The sequence below is a fragment of the Prochlorococcus sp. G4PB17 genome (assembly GCF_059772445.1).
In genome coordinates, this window is sequence record NZ_CM186288.1 from 513,353 (window position 1) to 529,675 (window position 16,323).

Annotated in this window: 20 protein-coding genes; 11 read left to right on the forward strand and 9 right to left on the reverse strand. The window is 32.7% G+C overall.

Annotation, left to right across the window (positions count from 1 at the left end):
* The first annotated feature begins 410 nt into the window (after positions 1-410).
* The 7 genes from AC6EJB_RS03275 (at position 411) to AC6EJB_RS03305 (ending at position 6,753) form a co-directional block, all read left to right on the forward strand.
* Positions 411-626 (forward strand): hypothetical protein, encoded by a 216-nt coding sequence (locus AC6EJB_RS03275; protein ID WP_498492287.1) that lies wholly within the window; start codon positions 411-413, stop codon positions 624-626.
* A 132-nt stretch (positions 627-758) separates the two neighbouring features.
* Positions 759-1,253, forward strand: a complete 495-nt coding sequence (locus AC6EJB_RS03280; protein ID WP_498492288.1) for a DUF2231 domain-containing protein — start codon at positions 759-761, stop codon at positions 1,251-1,253.
* Positions 1,253-1,903, forward strand: coding sequence for a DUF2231 domain-containing protein (locus tag AC6EJB_RS03285; RefSeq protein ID WP_498492289.1), 651 nt, complete (start codon positions 1,253-1,255; stop codon positions 1,901-1,903). The genes AC6EJB_RS03280 and AC6EJB_RS03285 overlap by 1 nt, the downstream gene beginning before the upstream one ends.
* A 2-nt stretch (positions 1,904-1,905) precedes the next feature.
* Positions 1,906-2,838 (forward strand): cytochrome c oxidase subunit II, encoded by a 933-nt coding sequence (locus AC6EJB_RS03290; RefSeq protein ID WP_498492290.1) that lies wholly within the window; start codon positions 1,906-1,908, stop codon positions 2,836-2,838.
* Between the two features lie 9 nt (positions 2,839-2,847).
* Positions 2,848-4,539 (forward strand): cytochrome c oxidase subunit I, encoded by a 1,692-nt coding sequence (locus tag AC6EJB_RS03295; protein ID WP_498492291.1) that lies wholly within the window; start codon positions 2,848-2,850, stop codon positions 4,537-4,539.
* Complete coding sequence (locus AC6EJB_RS03300) at positions 4,540-5,133, forward strand: cytochrome c oxidase subunit 3 (RefSeq protein WP_498492292.1); 594 nt, start codon at positions 4,540-4,542, stop codon at positions 5,131-5,133.
* Between the two features lie 42 nt (positions 5,134-5,175).
* Positions 5,176-6,753: a GMC oxidoreductase gene (locus AC6EJB_RS03305; RefSeq protein WP_498492293.1), complete on the forward strand. Its 1,578-nt coding sequence runs from the start codon at positions 5,176-5,178 to the stop codon at positions 6,751-6,753.
* A gap of 249 nt (positions 6,754-7,002) precedes the next feature.
* On the opposite strand, the gene AC6EJB_RS03310 is transcribed toward AC6EJB_RS03305, so the two are convergent.
* The 3 genes from AC6EJB_RS03310 to AC6EJB_RS03320 all read right to left on the reverse strand — a co-directional run bounded on the left by AC6EJB_RS03310 (position 7,003) and on the right by AC6EJB_RS03320 (position 8,355).
* Entirely contained in the window at positions 7,003-7,179 is a 177-nt protein-coding gene (locus AC6EJB_RS03310) for a hypothetical protein (protein ID WP_498492294.1), read from the reverse strand.
* Between the two features lie 133 nt (positions 7,180-7,312).
* A complete protein-coding gene (locus tag AC6EJB_RS03315; protein ID WP_498492295.1) occupies positions 7,313-7,501 on the reverse strand; it encodes a hypothetical protein in 189 nt (62 codons plus the stop codon).
* A gap of 152 nt (positions 7,502-7,653) precedes the next feature.
* A complete protein-coding gene (locus tag AC6EJB_RS03320; protein WP_498492296.1) occupies positions 7,654-8,355 on the reverse strand; it encodes an esterase/lipase family protein in 702 nt (233 codons plus the stop codon).
* 69 nt (positions 8,356-8,424) lie between these two features.
* Here AC6EJB_RS03320 and AC6EJB_RS03325 point away from each other — a divergent pair, with 69 nt between their 5' ends.
* Both AC6EJB_RS03325 and psb28 read left to right on the forward strand, forming a co-directional pair.
* Positions 8,425-8,607, forward strand: coding sequence for a hypothetical protein (locus tag AC6EJB_RS03325; RefSeq protein ID WP_498492297.1), 183 nt, complete (start codon positions 8,425-8,427; stop codon positions 8,605-8,607).
* Complete coding sequence (gene psb28, locus AC6EJB_RS03330; protein ID WP_498492298.1) at positions 8,579-8,935, forward strand: photosystem II reaction center protein Psb28; 357 nt, start codon at positions 8,579-8,581, stop codon at positions 8,933-8,935. The genes AC6EJB_RS03325 and psb28 overlap by 29 nt, the downstream gene beginning before the upstream one ends.
* Before the next feature lie 30 nt (positions 8,936-8,965).
* On the opposite strand, the gene AC6EJB_RS03335 is transcribed toward psb28, so the two are convergent.
* Together AC6EJB_RS03335 and AC6EJB_RS03340 are read right to left on the reverse strand one after the other, a co-directional pair.
* A complete protein-coding gene (locus AC6EJB_RS03335) occupies positions 8,966-9,322 on the reverse strand; it encodes a DUF2834 domain-containing protein (protein WP_498492299.1) in 357 nt (118 codons plus the stop codon).
* 198 nt (positions 9,323-9,520) lie between these two features.
* Complete coding sequence (locus AC6EJB_RS03340; protein WP_498492300.1) at positions 9,521-9,835, reverse strand: hypothetical protein; 315 nt, start codon at positions 9,833-9,835, stop codon at positions 9,521-9,523.
* Positions 9,836-10,331: 496 nt separating this feature from the next.
* Between AC6EJB_RS03340 and AC6EJB_RS03345 the strand changes: the two genes are divergently transcribed.
* On the forward strand, positions 10,332-10,598 hold the full coding sequence (locus AC6EJB_RS03345) for a Nif11-like leader peptide family natural product precursor (RefSeq protein WP_498492301.1): 267 nt from the start codon (positions 10,332-10,334) through the stop codon (positions 10,596-10,598).
* Positions 10,599-11,289: 691 nt separating this feature from the next.
* On the opposite strand, the gene AC6EJB_RS03350 is transcribed toward AC6EJB_RS03345, so the two are convergent.
* A complete protein-coding gene (locus AC6EJB_RS03350; RefSeq protein WP_498492302.1) occupies positions 11,290-11,694 on the reverse strand; it encodes an ExbD/TolR family protein in 405 nt (134 codons plus the stop codon).
* Positions 11,695-11,696: 2 nt separating this feature from the next.
* A complete protein-coding gene (locus tag AC6EJB_RS03355; RefSeq protein ID WP_498492303.1) occupies positions 11,697-12,293 on the reverse strand; it encodes a MotA/TolQ/ExbB proton channel family protein in 597 nt (198 codons plus the stop codon).
* Between the two features lie 158 nt (positions 12,294-12,451).
* Here AC6EJB_RS03355 and AC6EJB_RS03360 point away from each other — a divergent pair, with 158 nt between their 5' ends.
* Positions 12,452-13,075, forward strand: coding sequence for an energy transducer TonB (locus AC6EJB_RS03360; RefSeq protein ID WP_498492304.1), 624 nt, complete (start codon positions 12,452-12,454; stop codon positions 13,073-13,075).
* A gap of 4 nt (positions 13,076-13,079) precedes the next feature.
* Here AC6EJB_RS03360 and AC6EJB_RS03365 read toward each other — a convergent pair whose 3' ends face one another.
* Together AC6EJB_RS03365 and AC6EJB_RS03370 are read right to left on the reverse strand one after the other, a co-directional pair.
* Positions 13,080-13,967, reverse strand: coding sequence for an ABC transporter substrate-binding protein (locus tag AC6EJB_RS03365; protein WP_498492305.1), 888 nt, complete (start codon positions 13,965-13,967; stop codon positions 13,080-13,082).
* 54 nt (positions 13,968-14,021) lie between these two features.
* Complete coding sequence (locus AC6EJB_RS03370) at positions 14,022-16,262, reverse strand: TonB-dependent hemoglobin/transferrin/lactoferrin family receptor (protein ID WP_498492306.1); 2,241 nt, start codon at positions 16,260-16,262, stop codon at positions 14,022-14,024.
* Positions 16,263-16,323: the final 61 nt, after the last annotated feature.

Below are 16,323 nucleotides of genomic sequence, written 5' to 3' on the forward strand. Positions count from 1 at the left end.
AACTTATTAGATTTATTTTTTTAATAATTGAAAACTTCTTTACTTTAATAGTTGCGATACCAATACTTTTTATTATTTAGGGCTGAATTGGTTTGCTCTCTTATCATTAAAAGGAATTTTTTCATATCATTATCATATTGGTTGCATTCGAAACCTACTAGAAGCTGCCTATCAATATGCTGGAAATTAATTTCTTTTTTCACATTTGATAATGTCTTTTTTATTTTTTTCATCAATCAACAAATTCAAAAAATTATTCTGCCATCATCAAAAGAATAAGTAAAAGAGTGTAATCACCTAATTCAAAAGCGAGGAAGGTATTATGTATTAAATTTAATACCTAAGTGAATCTTTTATTATTTTCATTTCTGATTATTTTTATATTATTTTAATAGGTTATTATTTATTTGATGTATTTTGCTGCAAGTCTAGGATTAGAATTTCTAGCTCCACAAGGTTTAGTAGGACTACTCATTTTAGTCACAGGTTTAGTTTTTTCAGTAATGATGCTTTATATCGGATATATCTCAATTCGTGAGATGTATCCAAATAAATCTCAGAAGATTAAATTACAGAACTTAAAAAAGCAACAGGAAAAAATAGCCAGGCTTTACCCACAATCCTGAAATATAGGTATTTACTTTTATTCTACTAATGCTAATTAACCTTAATTAGTATGAAAATGCTCAGCTATAAAATAGCCATTGTTCATTTTATTGCACCGACATAATATGTATATGCCGCTTGGTTTAGTAGCAATGAGTCTGCTACCAGCACTGAACGAAAAAAATCTTCCTTGGATCGATGTAATACATCCTATAATTGTTCACTTTGTAATTGCCATGACTTTGATAGCAGTCGTATTTGATATTATTGGTATTTTTACGAAAAGATCTAATCTTTTTGAGGTTAGTTTTCTAAATTTAATAGTTGCTACTATTGCGATTTTTGTTGCTATTATTTTTGGCCAAATTGAAGCAGGTTTAGCAAACCCTTATGGATCTTCAAAGGATATTTTGAACTATCACAGTACGATTGGTTGGTCATTAGCGGCGATCCTTTCAATTATCACTGGATGGCGTTATGTCTCACGACAAAATAACCCCAATAATCTATCTATTGGTTTTTTATTTGTTGATATAATACTTGCTTTTCTTGTATGTGTTCAAGTTTATTTAGGTGATAAACTTGTTTGGATTTATGGACTGCATACAGTTCCAGTAGTTAATGCAATTAGAGATGGGGTAATATAATGATAATCTATAATATATTCACAAAATATTTTTATTTTTTAAATAATATATCATCTCCGATTACAGAGATAAAAAATTCATTGGGTCCGAATGATCTTCCATATCAGATACCTATTCACCCAAATTTAGTTCATCTTACTATTGGGCTATTTGCTATAGGGATTGCTTTTGATTTCGCAGGAGCACTTTATCCTTTTGAAAAGAGAATACTTAGATTTTTAGCTTTTCCAGTAACCAGAGTTGGTTTTCATGATGTTGGATGGTATAACATTCTTGCAGCCTCTTTTATAACATTTTTTACAGTAGCAACCGGCTTCTTTGAAATGCTACTAGCTGTTCCAATAGATAATGTAAAAAGTATTATTGGTCAAGGAGCTATTACGACCATGCTTTGGCATGGAGTAGGTGGAGTTTTAATCTTATTTATTTTAATTATAATGACAATCTGGAGAGGTTATCAAAGATTTGTTTTTAGAAAAGATTTTGGAAGACAAGTGTCATGGGCCTATTTATTTTCAGGCACTATTATTTTATTAGTTATGGGATTACATGGAAGTCTAGGAGCATGGTTAGCAAGTGATTTTGGTGTTCATATTACAGCTGATCAGTTATTAGTTAATGGTCTTGATCTAGATAATTACTTACAATAATAATGAATCTAAAAGATAATATTAATCCAAAAATATCTCTCATAATAGGAATAACTTTTGCTGTTTTTGTAGACTTAATATTAAGCAAATTAATGGCTAATTGGTCATATTCCTGGTTGCCTGTACAAGCATCAAAAGCGGCTCCTTACGTTGATAATCTATTTGCATTCGAAACAGGCATTGGAACATTTATATTTCTAGGATGTTCTGGAGTAATTGGATGGGTCTTATTGTTTAATCGAGCCCCTAAATATGACGAAAGTTACGGAGAACCTATTGAAGGTAACGTCAAATTAGAGATTGTGTGGACACTGGTCCCTCTTTTCCTTGTGATTGCAATAGCTATTTATTCAACAAAGGTCAACACTACTTTGCAAAACTTAGGTGAAAAAACAAAATATGATTCTCAAAAAGAATTACCAACATACTTAGATAATAACGAAGCTTCTGCAGGTACATTCATTGATGTTATTTCTAGACAATGGAGTTGGGAATTTAAGTACCCTGAGGGTTTCTCCTCTTCTGAACTTCATATTCCCATAAATGAAAAAGTTTATTTCCGGTTGATTTCAAAGGACGTTATTCATGGATTCTACATACCAGCTTTTCGTTTGAAACAAGATATTATCCCTGGAAGCATTATTACTTATAGTCTTACTCCTACTAGAAAAGGAACCTACAGATTAAGAGATTCTATGTTTAGTGGAGCTTATTTTTCTCAAAATCAGACTAATGTCATTGTTGAATCAAAAGATGCTTATCAGGAATGGATAAATAAAACTGTAAAAAAGGTACAAGTTGATGGTCTTAATCAGGCTGGATTTCTTTACAAGAAGCGGCTAGAAAAAGGAGATAAAGGTTGGGCAACTATTTCACCATCTCCTTCGCCACAAGTTAATGATCCTGGCAACCCTGATTCACCCCATGAAGGTTAGATATTATTTATGACAATAACAAATTACGACGAAAGGATTATAAAAGTTAATCAACCGGTCCCAGGAGCTCCAAATAACTGGAGAAGATTCTTTGGATTCAATACTGATGCAAAGGTTATAGGTATTCAATATATTGTCACAGCTTTAATTTTCTTATTGCTTGGTGGATTACTAGGCATGTTGATTCGTGGAGAATTAATTACGCCTCCATCCGATTTATTTGATCCGACTGTTTATAACGGTCTTTATACAATGCACGGGACTGTGATGCTGTTCCTGTTCTTATTTCCCATACTTAGCGGACTTACGAATCTACTGGTACCTCCCATGATTGGGGCTCCAGACATGGCATTCCCGAAATTAAATGCTTTAGCTTTTTGGTTGGTTCCTGTTTTTTCAATTGTCTTATTAACCAGTTTTTTTGTACCAGGAGGTCCTGCATCCTCCGGTTGGTGGTCATATCCACCTGTAAGTATTCAGAACCCACTTGGCCATTTTCTAAATGGCCAAATGTTGTGGATAGTAGCTATTGGTCTATCAGGTGTTTCATCAATCATGGGTGCGATTAATTTCGTAACTACGATAATTACAATGCGTGCTCCAGGTATGGGCTTTTTTAAAATGCCTATTTTCATCTGGACTGTTTTAGCTGCGCAAATTCTTCAGCTTCTTGGGCTCCCAGCACTTACAGGTGGAGCAATAATGCTCTTTTTTGATCTGAATTTCGGAACAAGCTTTTTTAATCCAGAAACTGGAGGCGATCCCGTTTTATTTCAACACTTTTTTTGGTTCTATTCACATCCCGCCGTCTATGTGATGGTTTTGCCAGTATTTGGCATCTTTTCTGAATTATTTCCTACTTATTCACGTAAACCATTATTTGGCTATAAATTTGTAGCCGTGGCTTCCTTTGGTATCACTATTTTATCTCTAGTCGTTTGGGTTCATCATATGTTTTATACAGGTACGCCAATGTGGATGAGAAACCTTTTTATGTTTACAACAATGTTAATTGCTGTGCCCACTGGAGTTAAGGTTTTTGCATGGATAGCAACTCTTTGGGGAGGCAATTTAAGATTAAATACACCTATGTTGTTTTGCTTAGGAGGACTTTTTAATTTTATTTTTGGAGGTATTACTGGTGTGATGCTTGCCACAGTACCAATTGATATTCATGTGGGCAATACATACTTTGTGGTTGCCCATTTTCATTACATCATTTTCAACACAATTGCTTTTGGTATTTTTGCAGGAATTTATCACTGGTTCCCAAAATTCACCGGTCGCATGTTTTATGAAGGATTAGGAAAGATCCATTTTACATTGACATTTATTGGGGCAACTCTTAATTGGTTGCCTTTGCACTGGGCTGGCTTATTAGGTATGCCAAGAAGAGTCGCTTCTTATGATCCAGAGTTTGCTATTTGGAATGTAATAGCGAGTATTGGAGCATTTATGCTAGGAGTCGCATCTATTCCTTTTATTTTAAATATGGTTAGTTCATGGTCTAGAGGCAAAAAGGCACCTCCAAATCCCTGGAATGCAATTGGCCTTGAATGGTTATTACCATCACCACCTCCACATGAAAACTTTGAGGATGACATCCCAACAGTACTCAATGAGCCATATAATTATGGATTGAATAAACCATTTGTTGTTGATGAAGAATTTTATATTTCGAAAGCTTTGAATGATAGTTAAATGACTACCACTAAATCAGAAGTATTACTTCATACTCCCGGTCATGTTAAACATGATGGACATAATTTAACGGGTTTTATTATTTTCCTATGTTCTGAAAGTATTATTTTCTTTGCTTTTTTTGTAGGATATGGAGTTTTAAAACTCACTGCACCTACTTGGTATCCTGATGGTGTTAGTGGGATAGCTGTAAGGGAGCCTTTAATAAATACAATTATTTTAGTAAGTTCTAGTTTCGTTATTTATTTTGCTGAGAGGTATTTACATAAAAAGAATTATTGGGGATTCCGAATTGTTTGGCTAGTTACTATGCTGATGGGATCTTATTTTGTATATGGTCAATATATTGAATGGTCTGAATTAAGCTTCAGCCTAAGCAGTGGAGTGTTTGGGAGCTTATTCTATTTACTTACTGGTTTCCATGGATTACATGTAATAACTGGAATACTACTAATGGGTTTAATGTTAATACGTTCATTTATACCAGGTAATTATGACAGTGGTGAAATGGGTGTTGAATCAGTAAGTCTTTTTTGGCACTTTGTAGATGTGATATGGATTATCTTATTTGTCTTAATTTATGTGTGGCAATAGTCTTTATTTAATTATGGAAATTCTAAATAAAGATAGAAAATAATGTTTATAGATGATCATCATTATGACTGCATAATAGTTGGAAGTGGAGCAGGCGGTTCTACTCTTGCAAGTGAGTTGAGTAGACAAGGTAAATGGGTACTACTACTTGAACGTGGAGGTCAATTACCTCTTGAAGATCAAAATATAAAAGGTACTGATTTATTCAGGAAAACAAAATATCACCCATTAGGAGAAAAGTGGTTTGGTCCAGATGGAGATCCTTTCGCTCCTCAAACAGCCTATGCACTTGGTGGTAATACAAAAATCTGGGGGGCAGTATTGCAACGAATGAGAGAAAAAGATTTTCTTACATTGCCTCTGCAGGAGGGAATATCTCCCTCTTGGCCTTTTACTTACGAGGAGCTTGAACCATATTACGAATATGCAGAGAAACTGTTTAATGTTCATGGGCAAGGAGGTGTAGACCCTACAGATCCTCCGCGGAAAAGTAAATATAACAATGTTCCAAGAAAATTAGAAAATTTTTTAGAGTTAATTAGAGAGTCACTTATAAGAAATGGATGCCAACCTTATGACTTACCAATAAGCTGGCCTGACTCAATAAATGAAGATAGTGATAATTTTGAAAATTGCTCTTTTTTCCCTAGAGGAGATGCTCAATTATTTGGTTTATATTCTTCTGATAAGAACCGACTAGATGTAAAAACTAATGCAAATGTCCTAAAACTACATGTCAATCCAAGTGGTAAAGCAATAAAAGGTGTAGAGGTCAAAATAGAAGACGATATTTGGTTATTCTCATCCGATATTGTTGTATTAGCAGCTGGTGCCATTAATACACCAGTGATAATGTTGAATTCTAAAACAGCAAAGCATCCCAATGGTTTAAGTAATAGCTCAGGTCAAGTAGGCCGGAATCTGATGAATCTTCAGCTCACTTGTATTTTGCAAAGATCTAATAAGCAAAACAATGGTCTTTTCAATAGATCGCTTGGTATTAATGACTATTACTGGGGAGACAAGAATGTGAATTTCCCTCTTGGTCATATTCAATCTGGGGGTGGAGTCTTGAAAGACGCATTGTTTGCCGAATCCCCACCTGTCCTATCATTAATAACAAAATTAATACCAGATTTTGGTCTTAGACGACTAGCTTCTAGATCTATTACTTGGTGGGCAATGACAGAAGTGTTGCCAGACCCCGACAATAGAGTATGGGTTGACGATAATAAAATCCGAATTAACTATTTACATAATAATCTTGAGGCACATGATCGACTTGTTTATAGATGGTTAGATACTTTAAATAAGGTCGAGCGAGATTCGAGAACAATGGTAGTAACAAGAACACCTGCTCACCCAAGAGGTTCAGCTCCTCTAAGTGTTGTTGGATATGCATGTGGAACATGTCGAATGGGAACATCACCTAAATCCTCAGTTGTAGATCTGAATGGTAAATGTCATGATCTAGAAAATTTATATATCGTTGATTCAAGTATTTTTCCAAGCTGTCCTAGTGTTGGTCACGGCCTAACGATTATTGCTTTAGCACTACGTATGGCAAATAAATTAACTACTGGGATTAATCCCCAGATCACATGCTGGGGTGGCTCCTAGATCTTTACAAGTCTAAAAAAAGAATTAAAAGTTTAAATTTATCCTCTGATAGTAAAATTTTAGTGATTTAATTGTAGTTAATAATTTATTTAAAATCGAAATATAAGATATAGTCCTTGAAATTTTTTTATAACTTATGTGGGAATCAATGATGTATTTACTTATTGGAAATAATGAGAAATCAAATACAAAATTAAAAGAGAACAAAAAATAAACAACTAATAAAATTAATAAATTTAATTTTACGTATTATTTGATTGGATAATTTATAACCCAAATATCTTCCTCTTTGGTTACTCCATGAATCCATTCTTTAAACTCTTGAGAAATTGCGACTTGGTCTTTCCTTTCAAGGTTTAATGATCTGTTTAAAATCTCTGTCAGAGAATAGGTAATTAAATCTTCTATATTCTTTCTATTTTTCATTAAATTAAAAACACTATTAACAAACTACAAAAACTAATATCAAACATCAAAGAATAAGCTTATTCTCTTAAGTATTGATAGTAAAATTTTAAAGATAGGTATGTATCTATTGTTTCTTTGTTTATCTAAGATTTTAAAGCTTCTCTATTAACCCAGCAAGAATATCTTTTAAATCACTCTGAATTGTCTCTTGTATTAAAGTAATTGCAAAGCTAGCCTTCAAGACAAGAAGTGGTATCGCAATAATAAGTATTAATCCAAAAAAGATAAGGATTGATGAAGAAATTCTTATCAACCATTTAGTAATTGGATCTAATTCCATATCAAAAATACAAATCATAAATATAGTTTTTCTTTTATCTCTTTGTTTACTTAATTGCTACACATCTAGTGAATATATGATCTTCTAGTATTTATCATAAGTCAAAATTAACAAATAAAAAGCCATTTTTATTCCTCAGAATTATTACCATTTCATTCCGATGATTTATTCAACCATTCTTCAACTTTATTTTTAGAGCCATACCATTCCTTACCAAAAGCCTTTCCATGTGCTGTTTCTTTCATCACTAACTGTTTTGAGCCAATTAGTAATGCTGAATCTCTAGGGACTAGTCCATCTCCAACAACATCTCCATTTCCATTCAATGCCCTATAAGATGACTTGCTTAATTTAAGCGATGTTTTGGTCGCAATAGTTCCGTTCAAGTCTAATTCACCAGCAACAGATATATAATTAACGTCTGCACTATAGAAACTACCAGGCAATTTAGAGCTTACAAAATTACGTAGATAAGTAGCTCTTTTTGCTTGATTAGGACTTCCTAGTGTAATCAAGCAATTGGCATAATCCTTCCCATTGTAGATCTTCCGACTAAATAAAAGATCGGATAAATACAATCGGAGGATCATGCCTCCAGAGCTATGACCTATCAAAGTGACTTTATTTGTAGACGATTCTTTCGATAATTCAGTCACTATTTTTTCAACTTTATCAAGAATATTCTTCCAACCAAATGACCAATTAGTGCTAAGCCACTCTATTTTATTTACTGGAACTATTACTACTTTGTTATTTGTTCTACTTTTAATATATTCTGCCATTTCCTTATAAGCACTACCATCAATCAAGAAACCACCAAGGATTACAATTGGCTGATCAAAATAATTATTCATATTTAGTACAAAACCTCAAACGAATTTATTCTGAGAAGCATTGTAATCATTAACTAATTGAAATTAAAAATGCTTAATTTTAATCAACTGACTAATTTATTGAAAAAAGCTGTTAGAAGATTCGCTGATAGTAATAGCGACTACATTTCGATGTATGCAATGACATTCTCTAAAGTTCTCTCTAAAAAAGCATTTAAAGTAAAAAAGAAAACAAAGAAAGTAGATGAAGGATGTTGCGATACAATTTTTTAACGGTGTCGACGAAAAAGTTATTCCAGAAATAAGGCTTACAAAAAGCAAAGATGGAGAAGCAGGACAGGCTTTTTTCAGATTTAATAGTCCTGACGCATTATTGTCAGATAATTTCAAGGAAATACAAGGAATGTATTTAATTGACGAAGAAGGGAAAATAACTAGTAGAGAAATAAATATCGCTGTTTCAAAAAAAAATGGAAAATATACGGCTATAGAGGCTATTTACTGTTGGAGATCACAAAGAGATTTTAATAGATTCATGCGTTTCGCAAATCGATATGCCAAACAAAATGGTCTTGCTTATGAAGCGAATAATGACAAGTAATTAAAACCAAAGACAATAATCTTTAGTTTTCTAATCGCAGTTGATTGTTCGTTCTCTCATAAACATAAAAGCACCAAATGAGAAAGCTAATGAAATCAGAAAAGTAAGAGGGAAGTAAACACCCCACAATTTCATTTGCAGTCTTTTCCCCTCGGCAGCATAGAAAGCAAATATTCCAATTAATAAAACTGCTGTATCAGCAGAAACGAAACCAGATGTTGGTGTTGCCCATGCTCCATCAATAAAAGTATTAGCTATTTCGATAAGTGAGCTTCCGACAGAGCCACTTTGAACCTGACCGACAAATTTCGCTATAAAATAAAAAGGCCAAATCAATCCAGCTAGTGCTGTTAAGCCAAAAATAGAAAGTCGAATGTTAGACCACATTTGTTTAAATAAAAATCATTTATAGCTAAAAAGGATTATGTCTTGATGTATAAAAAATCAACAAAATACATATTTCCCTGTTTTCTAAAAGTTAGCGAAAGGTATAGGAGGTAAAAATTTAGGTTGAAAACCAATCAATCTTGCTATTAATATCAGCCCTTAGGTAGTTAGGGACTGAAAGAACTACACAATTATTGATCAGCCAAGATTGTTATAAAAATGATCAGTATATTTAGTGATTAATTTCCCATCTTTATTGGAGTGGATTAAATCCAAGCAAGTCGCTACCACTAAGAACCAATTAGCTCCTTCTTCGAGGTCAATCTCCCGACAAATCCATGCTGGGGCAGAAACTATTCCACTTACAACGCCTCTCATATCATCTCTTAGATTTTGATAATGTTGTTCTTTTAGGATTTCAATTTTTTCTTGTGAAAGGGTTCTGCTTGGATAGCAATAAATCCACTCTTCAATAATTTGCTCAATAATTTTTAGCTTTGACTGTTGAAGCACGATGAGAACCGAACATATCAGAAGATAATGCTAACGAAGTACATGTAAAAGGTTTAGCCCATAATGCACAAAACCCAGTAAAAATTAGAACTAACTTTAGTTTTTCAACTGGCAAAAAACACTAAAACTTACATCATAAAATTGAGCAATCTTTTTCCAACTCAACTTATTACTCTGGTTTATATAAATAATCAGTCATGAAAGCGAATCACTCTTTATGCTCTTACGAACAAAAAAATCTCTTTTAAAAAGTGACTCAAGTTAATTCTAAAGTGTTAACTCAATCAGAGAAACCCGTGGAATTTAATACCACAAAAACACAAGAAGGTTTCGTATCTAGGATATTTTCTCTTATGAATAAGAACCCCAATAACAAAATGTTGGGAGCACTTGGAATGATGCTAGTGAATTTTTCTGTCTGCGTAACAATCGCTAATTGGCTAAAACATTCAAGTCTGGTCTCCTAAGGGGCAAAAGGTTTTGTCATAATAAGATCATGGCACTAGATCAACTAAAGGCTTTTCTTACAGAGCTTCAAAACAATAAAGAATTACTCAATGCCATAAGAGTTGCTGCTACCGCGAATGAAATTGCAGAAATAGCAACGGGATTTGGTTATCAATTTTCAGGTGATGAGTTAAAAGCGGCCTCAAAAGAAAATATTGCTGGTATAAAAATTAAAAAACAAGACACATCTCCCTCCTATAGCTTTGGTGAGAGTGGAATAGACCCAAATGAAAAAAATTATAAAAGTGGGAAATAATGTTAATTGCCGTTAGTTATGCCGTCGCAAATCTTGTAATACTTGGATTTTTCTTTTACGTCACTTATCGAATGACAAGGAAATAATCATGCAAAGATCGCAGTTGTCCTTTTTGGGGATAGTAAAGGGAGTAAAGAGTTTCATAAAACCTCCTTTCTTACACCTTTGGTCTAATCCTTCTTTATATTGGATGGGAGTAGGAAAACAGCACTTAAATTGTCGTAATGCCGGTTTTACCTTTTATTCTCATTTCTATTCCGTTCGCTCCAGATTATTGGGTGCATGAGATGGGAGTAGGGAAAACGATTTCCAGTAATTGAATAGGTCATAACAACCTACCATTAACTAAAAAGCGTATTAAGAAAGCAGAGAGGCTTCACGCTGCTCAACTTGCAACATTTAAGAAAGAAGTATTTACTTCTTACAAACATTCAGTTTTTGAAGAAAGAAAAAAGCAAGCACGTGATGTCTTTGCAGCAATAGATTTTTAATCAAGAATTTAATTGTTGACAGTCGATCGCTAAGGGCTGTTAGGCCCCTTTTTTCATGCCATAGACCACCGTCTAACAGTTGTAGGACTAACTGCATAAATTCTAATAATCTTTATGCAACTCCACCCGTGGGAGCGATAGCTATTATTTCTTGTTCGCTTATAGGTTTAAGTATTTAAGTTTATCTTCTAAGAAAATCCTTAATCTATAGATATAGTCGAAATTGCTAATTTCAAGCCATCAATACTCCTAAGCACATCTAAAACACTAATTACATAACCATGAGAAATATTTTCATCAGCATTTAGAACAACTAAATTCTTACTTTCATCAGCCAAATTAATTACATTAGCTTTCAAGTCCTGAAATTTTATACTTTTCTTATTTATAAATAAATTACCAGATTTATCAATAGATACATTCACGAATTTATTATTCTGCTTGATCGAATTACTTGCCCTAGGCAAATCAACAGATATTGTCTCAACTCGCGTTAAATACAGACTAGAAATAATAAGAAAAGCTAAAATAGAAAAGATAATATCTATCATGGGCAAAATATCAATTTTATTCTTGTTATTAATATCTTCTTTGAAATAGATCATTATTATAATTTATTTGTTCTATATAGCATTTCAAATCTACCACAGTATTGATTAAGGATAGAATTTTGCTTCCTCCATAAACTATTAAAATAGTTAGAAAAGATAAGTGTAATAATAGCAATAATTAAACCAGTTGCTGTGGAAATCAATGCCTCACTTATTCCGCCAGTAACTTCTTGAGCATTAATACCAGATTCACCTAGTTTTATAAATGAAAAAGAATTTATAAGCCCAAGAACTGTCCCTAGGAGTCCAAGTAAAGGAGAGACAGTAATAATGGTAGAGAATAAATTACTAAACTTTCCAAATTCAGATTGAATTGATTGAATTGATATTTCTAATGCTAATTTTAGATCAATAGTATTTTTGTCAGTTAAAAGACTTCTATCTATAATTATCAAGGAATCTAACAATACTTTTTCTAATGGAATTGAAGAAATCTCATTTTGTTTTATAGTATCCACAGAAGAAATAGTTGAATATTTTTCAACTGTAATCATTAGTTTACTATCATTTTTTTTTATTACATCTTTCCAGTATGCAATTCTTTCAAATATGCACGCTAAAGAAGTAATTGAAATGAACAATAATGGCCACATAACTATGCCACCTGATTTAAAAAGATCAAACAAGAAGACTTACAATGAATATAACAATTATAATCCTAATAAAAGAAAGCTAATTGAATTAATAGTTTCCTAGAAAAATGAATAGAATCAAAATAAATAGAATCAATTATTACATCCTTCTGTCAGTAATGATTCACTCATCCTTGTTTTTATTTATTGAAAAAAAGAGAGACGCTACTTTAGGTGAGAAAATTATTCCAATAGAGCTGGTTGATGATTTATCAGAGGCAGGATTTGGTGAAGCCACACAAAGAAGCAAAAGATTGGTTAAAAAACCTTTAATAAAAGAAGAATTAAAAAATCAGATTGAGAAGAAAAATCCTTTAGATGAGCAAGAATCATTTGAAGATAACAAGATAAATGAGAAAAAAATTCAACAAAAGAAATTTAAAAGTAATTTAATAAATCAAGCTATGTCAAAAGAAGAAAAAGGAAGCGGATTTATAAAAGGTATAAAAAATAATGAGCCAGAAAAGGGATCTTTAAAGGGTAAAGGAACAATAAAAGTGACTTGCTTAAAATGTCTTCGACCTATATACCCTCCAATTGCTCTTAGAAGAGGAGCAGAGGGGACTCCAACAGTAAAAGTATGGATTAACAAAAAGGGGGAAGTTTTTAAGGCAGAGTTAATAATTATTAGTGGGCATGAATCAATTGATAGAGCTGCTAAAAAAGCCGCAATTAATTCTACTTTTTATCCTATAGGGCAGGAAACTTCAATAAATATTGAATACGATTTAAAAATAAGATAAGGAGTTAAAAGATTTCTCTAAGTTTTAAACATGCACTATTAATACTTTCTAAGCTACCTGCATTTATTAGCCCATAGTAATTAAAACGATATACTTGATCAGATTTAACTGCTTTCAAATTTGAAAATGGCTTAGATTTTTCAAAGTCAACGTATTGACCAGGCCTTGTTTGGATAATAATTAAGTTATCAGGATCTTCTTTAACTAACCACTCTGGGGATAAATTTACGTAACCACGAAACTCACTCTTTGAATCAAGATCTTTAGTTAGACTATTAATACCAAATCTTTTAAGAAGATTTCCAGCCCAACTTTTTGAGTTAGGAGAGAGAATAGGTTTTGTACTAGCAAGAACAACTACACTAGGGTTTTCATTTTGTTCATTGGCAACAACACATTCTTTCAACTTAGTGTTGATTATTTCATTAGATTTCCTCGAATTATTTATATCTAATTTAGTAGAAATTAAGTTAATAGTATTTTCTAGGCTATTCCAATCAATTAATTCATACGAAATTGTTTGAATATTAATATCTTTAAGCTTGCCTAGTATTTTGTCATGAAAGCCCTTTGTCCCAATTACCAAGTCTGGCTTCAAAGAAACAATTTTCTCTAAATTAGGTGGAGTTCTGCCCTGACTTATTCTTGGCAATTTCTGATAGTCAATTTTACCTTTAAAAAGTGAACTTCCAGGAATAGCTACAAGTTTATCCCTTGATAGAGCACTAACAATATCAGTACTCAATGATGTTAAAGTAATTACTTTATTAATACTCTTACCTTGTAAATGCTTTGAATTATTATCACTTATTGCTCCATTATTAGAATTAAATGACGAACAAGAACTTAATAACAAAAATGGTAAAAAGTAGAAATAATTTAGAATCTTCATTAACTTTTTTGTTTAATTAAAAACTTAACTTAATTTATACTTACTATATAAAATTTAAAATCTGAAATTAAACCCAGCCTTAATATGCCTAGAGGGTTGAGAATATCCCTCTAAATTGGCAGCTGTCTTAGACAATCCTTTGACATCGGAGTAATAGTAATATCTTTCGTCAAACAAATTATAAACTCCTAAATCAACTTCTAATCTATCTGATTGTTTTAGACTACCAATCAAATCAACCTTATTATAAGAATCAGGAACGTATGTAGTCGTTCCACTTTCTACTCTCGGTCCTCCTACATGAGTGTTCTTCAAATCAAGTGTAATTTTATTATCTGAGGTTTTATATCTAATAATAGCTATCGCTTTAAGTGGTTCTATTGACTCAAGAGCCGTATCTGTTTTTGTATTTTCTCCATGCTGGTAGCCCAAGGATGCTATCAAGCTTATGCCAGTTGAATCAGGATTAAACCTATATTCAGCCTCGATTTCTGTTCCATAAATATCTATCTCATCTTTATTCATTGACTTATATTCGGTGAATCCACTTGCTGAAGTACCTATATAACTATGTTGTTCAATGTAATCATCATATTTACTAAAAAATCCTGAGATATTCCAATCAAATTTATCAGTAAATTTTCTCAATCCAATTTCAAATGTATCACTTGTCTCAGGTTTTAAATCAGGATTAGAATAAGTTGTATATCTTCTTTGGACATTAGTAAAACTACTATTCATATCAACATAATTTGGTGCTCTAAAACCTCTTGCATATAGACCATATAAAGAGAGTTCAGGATTAACCTTATATATTGCCGACAGTTTTGGGCTAATAGCACTTTCATTATAGCCAACTGGCTCTAGAACACCTACACCATTACCTAAATATGCTGCATCAGATTCGGCCTCTAAATCAAAATTATCATATCTAATACCAGCGATAATATCTAATTTATCATTTACAGCAATTTCATCTTGTATGTATACACCAGTTCGTTGAATAGTCGAATCAGGTGTCTCTTTAAGGCTTTCTGTTACCCCAGTTAAGTTATTGGTAACCTTTCTTTCTCTTTCATTATCACTTTCAGAAAAATCTAGGCCATAAGAAATTTGATGTAGAGAATTTCCAACGTTTCTATCACTCCTAAACTGTAACTCTGCTCCATATGAAGAATGTTCAAAAGGTTGGTCTCTATTTTGATTTGATGGCATGCCATAACTAATAGAATTGCGACTATATTTGTGATCAGCTTTTATATCTTGAAAATATGCTTTAACTTTTGAGTATTGAACCGCCTTACCGTTAGTTGAATTGTCATAGACATATGATATTGAATATCTATTTGTTTGTGTTTCACTTTCAGAATCTAAAAAAGTATAGTTGCTTGGCAAGTTGTCTGGCTTGACTGGATCTTCATCTGTTGATTTATTTATACTTTCAGCTATAAAGTTTGCTTTTGAATAATCATCAATATTTAACTCTAGATTAGAAAATAATGTTTTACCTGAACTCTCTCCTCCATTTATATATTTATCATCTGCATTTGTTGCAGGATCTCCCCCTCTCTCCCCACTAACAATAAATAATCCTGAGAGTCTTTCCGATAGAGGTGCGGCAATTTTTATCGCTCCTCCTAACCCTTCATTTGCTCCATCGTAATAGGTTGGCAACTCAACAGCATATGTGCCGTCTTCTTTTAATAAATCAGATGGGGCTAGCTGTCTAAATGTAATTGCTCCCCCAAGAGCATCACTTCCATAAAGTGTTGAGGCTGGACCTTTAAGAACTTCAACTGATTTGAGAGTATTGAAATCTACATAACTACCTCTGCCAAATGTGTAATAACTTGAATAAGAATAAGTTGGTAATCTTATGCCATCAACTTGCATTAAAACTCGATCGCCATTCATTCCCCTAATATTTACGTCTTCTTGACTTGTTATTCCCCTTACTCCACTTTGAGTGAATTTCTTTGTACTAACACCAGGTACATCCTTTAATAAATTTCTTAATGTCGGAGACTGATTTGAGTATATTTCCTCGCCTTCTATTACAGTTACACTTCCTGGATATTCGGAGGTTGCTCTTGGTGTTTTAGTACCAGTAACTGTAATTTTAATTTTTCCCGTTGTATCTTCCTGCTCTACTTGAGCAATTAAAGTTGAATTTCTTTTTGAGTTAACTCCAAATCCTTTAGAAGAATTTGATTCAACTTGTAATGCAATTGCAGCAGAAGAACCTAAAAAAGAAATTGCCGCAGGAATAACTAGCAGCTTAGAAAAAAGTTTCACCCTTGCCTCACACAACAAGATATATACCTATTTTTATAGACGTAAACGCAATCAAAGACTT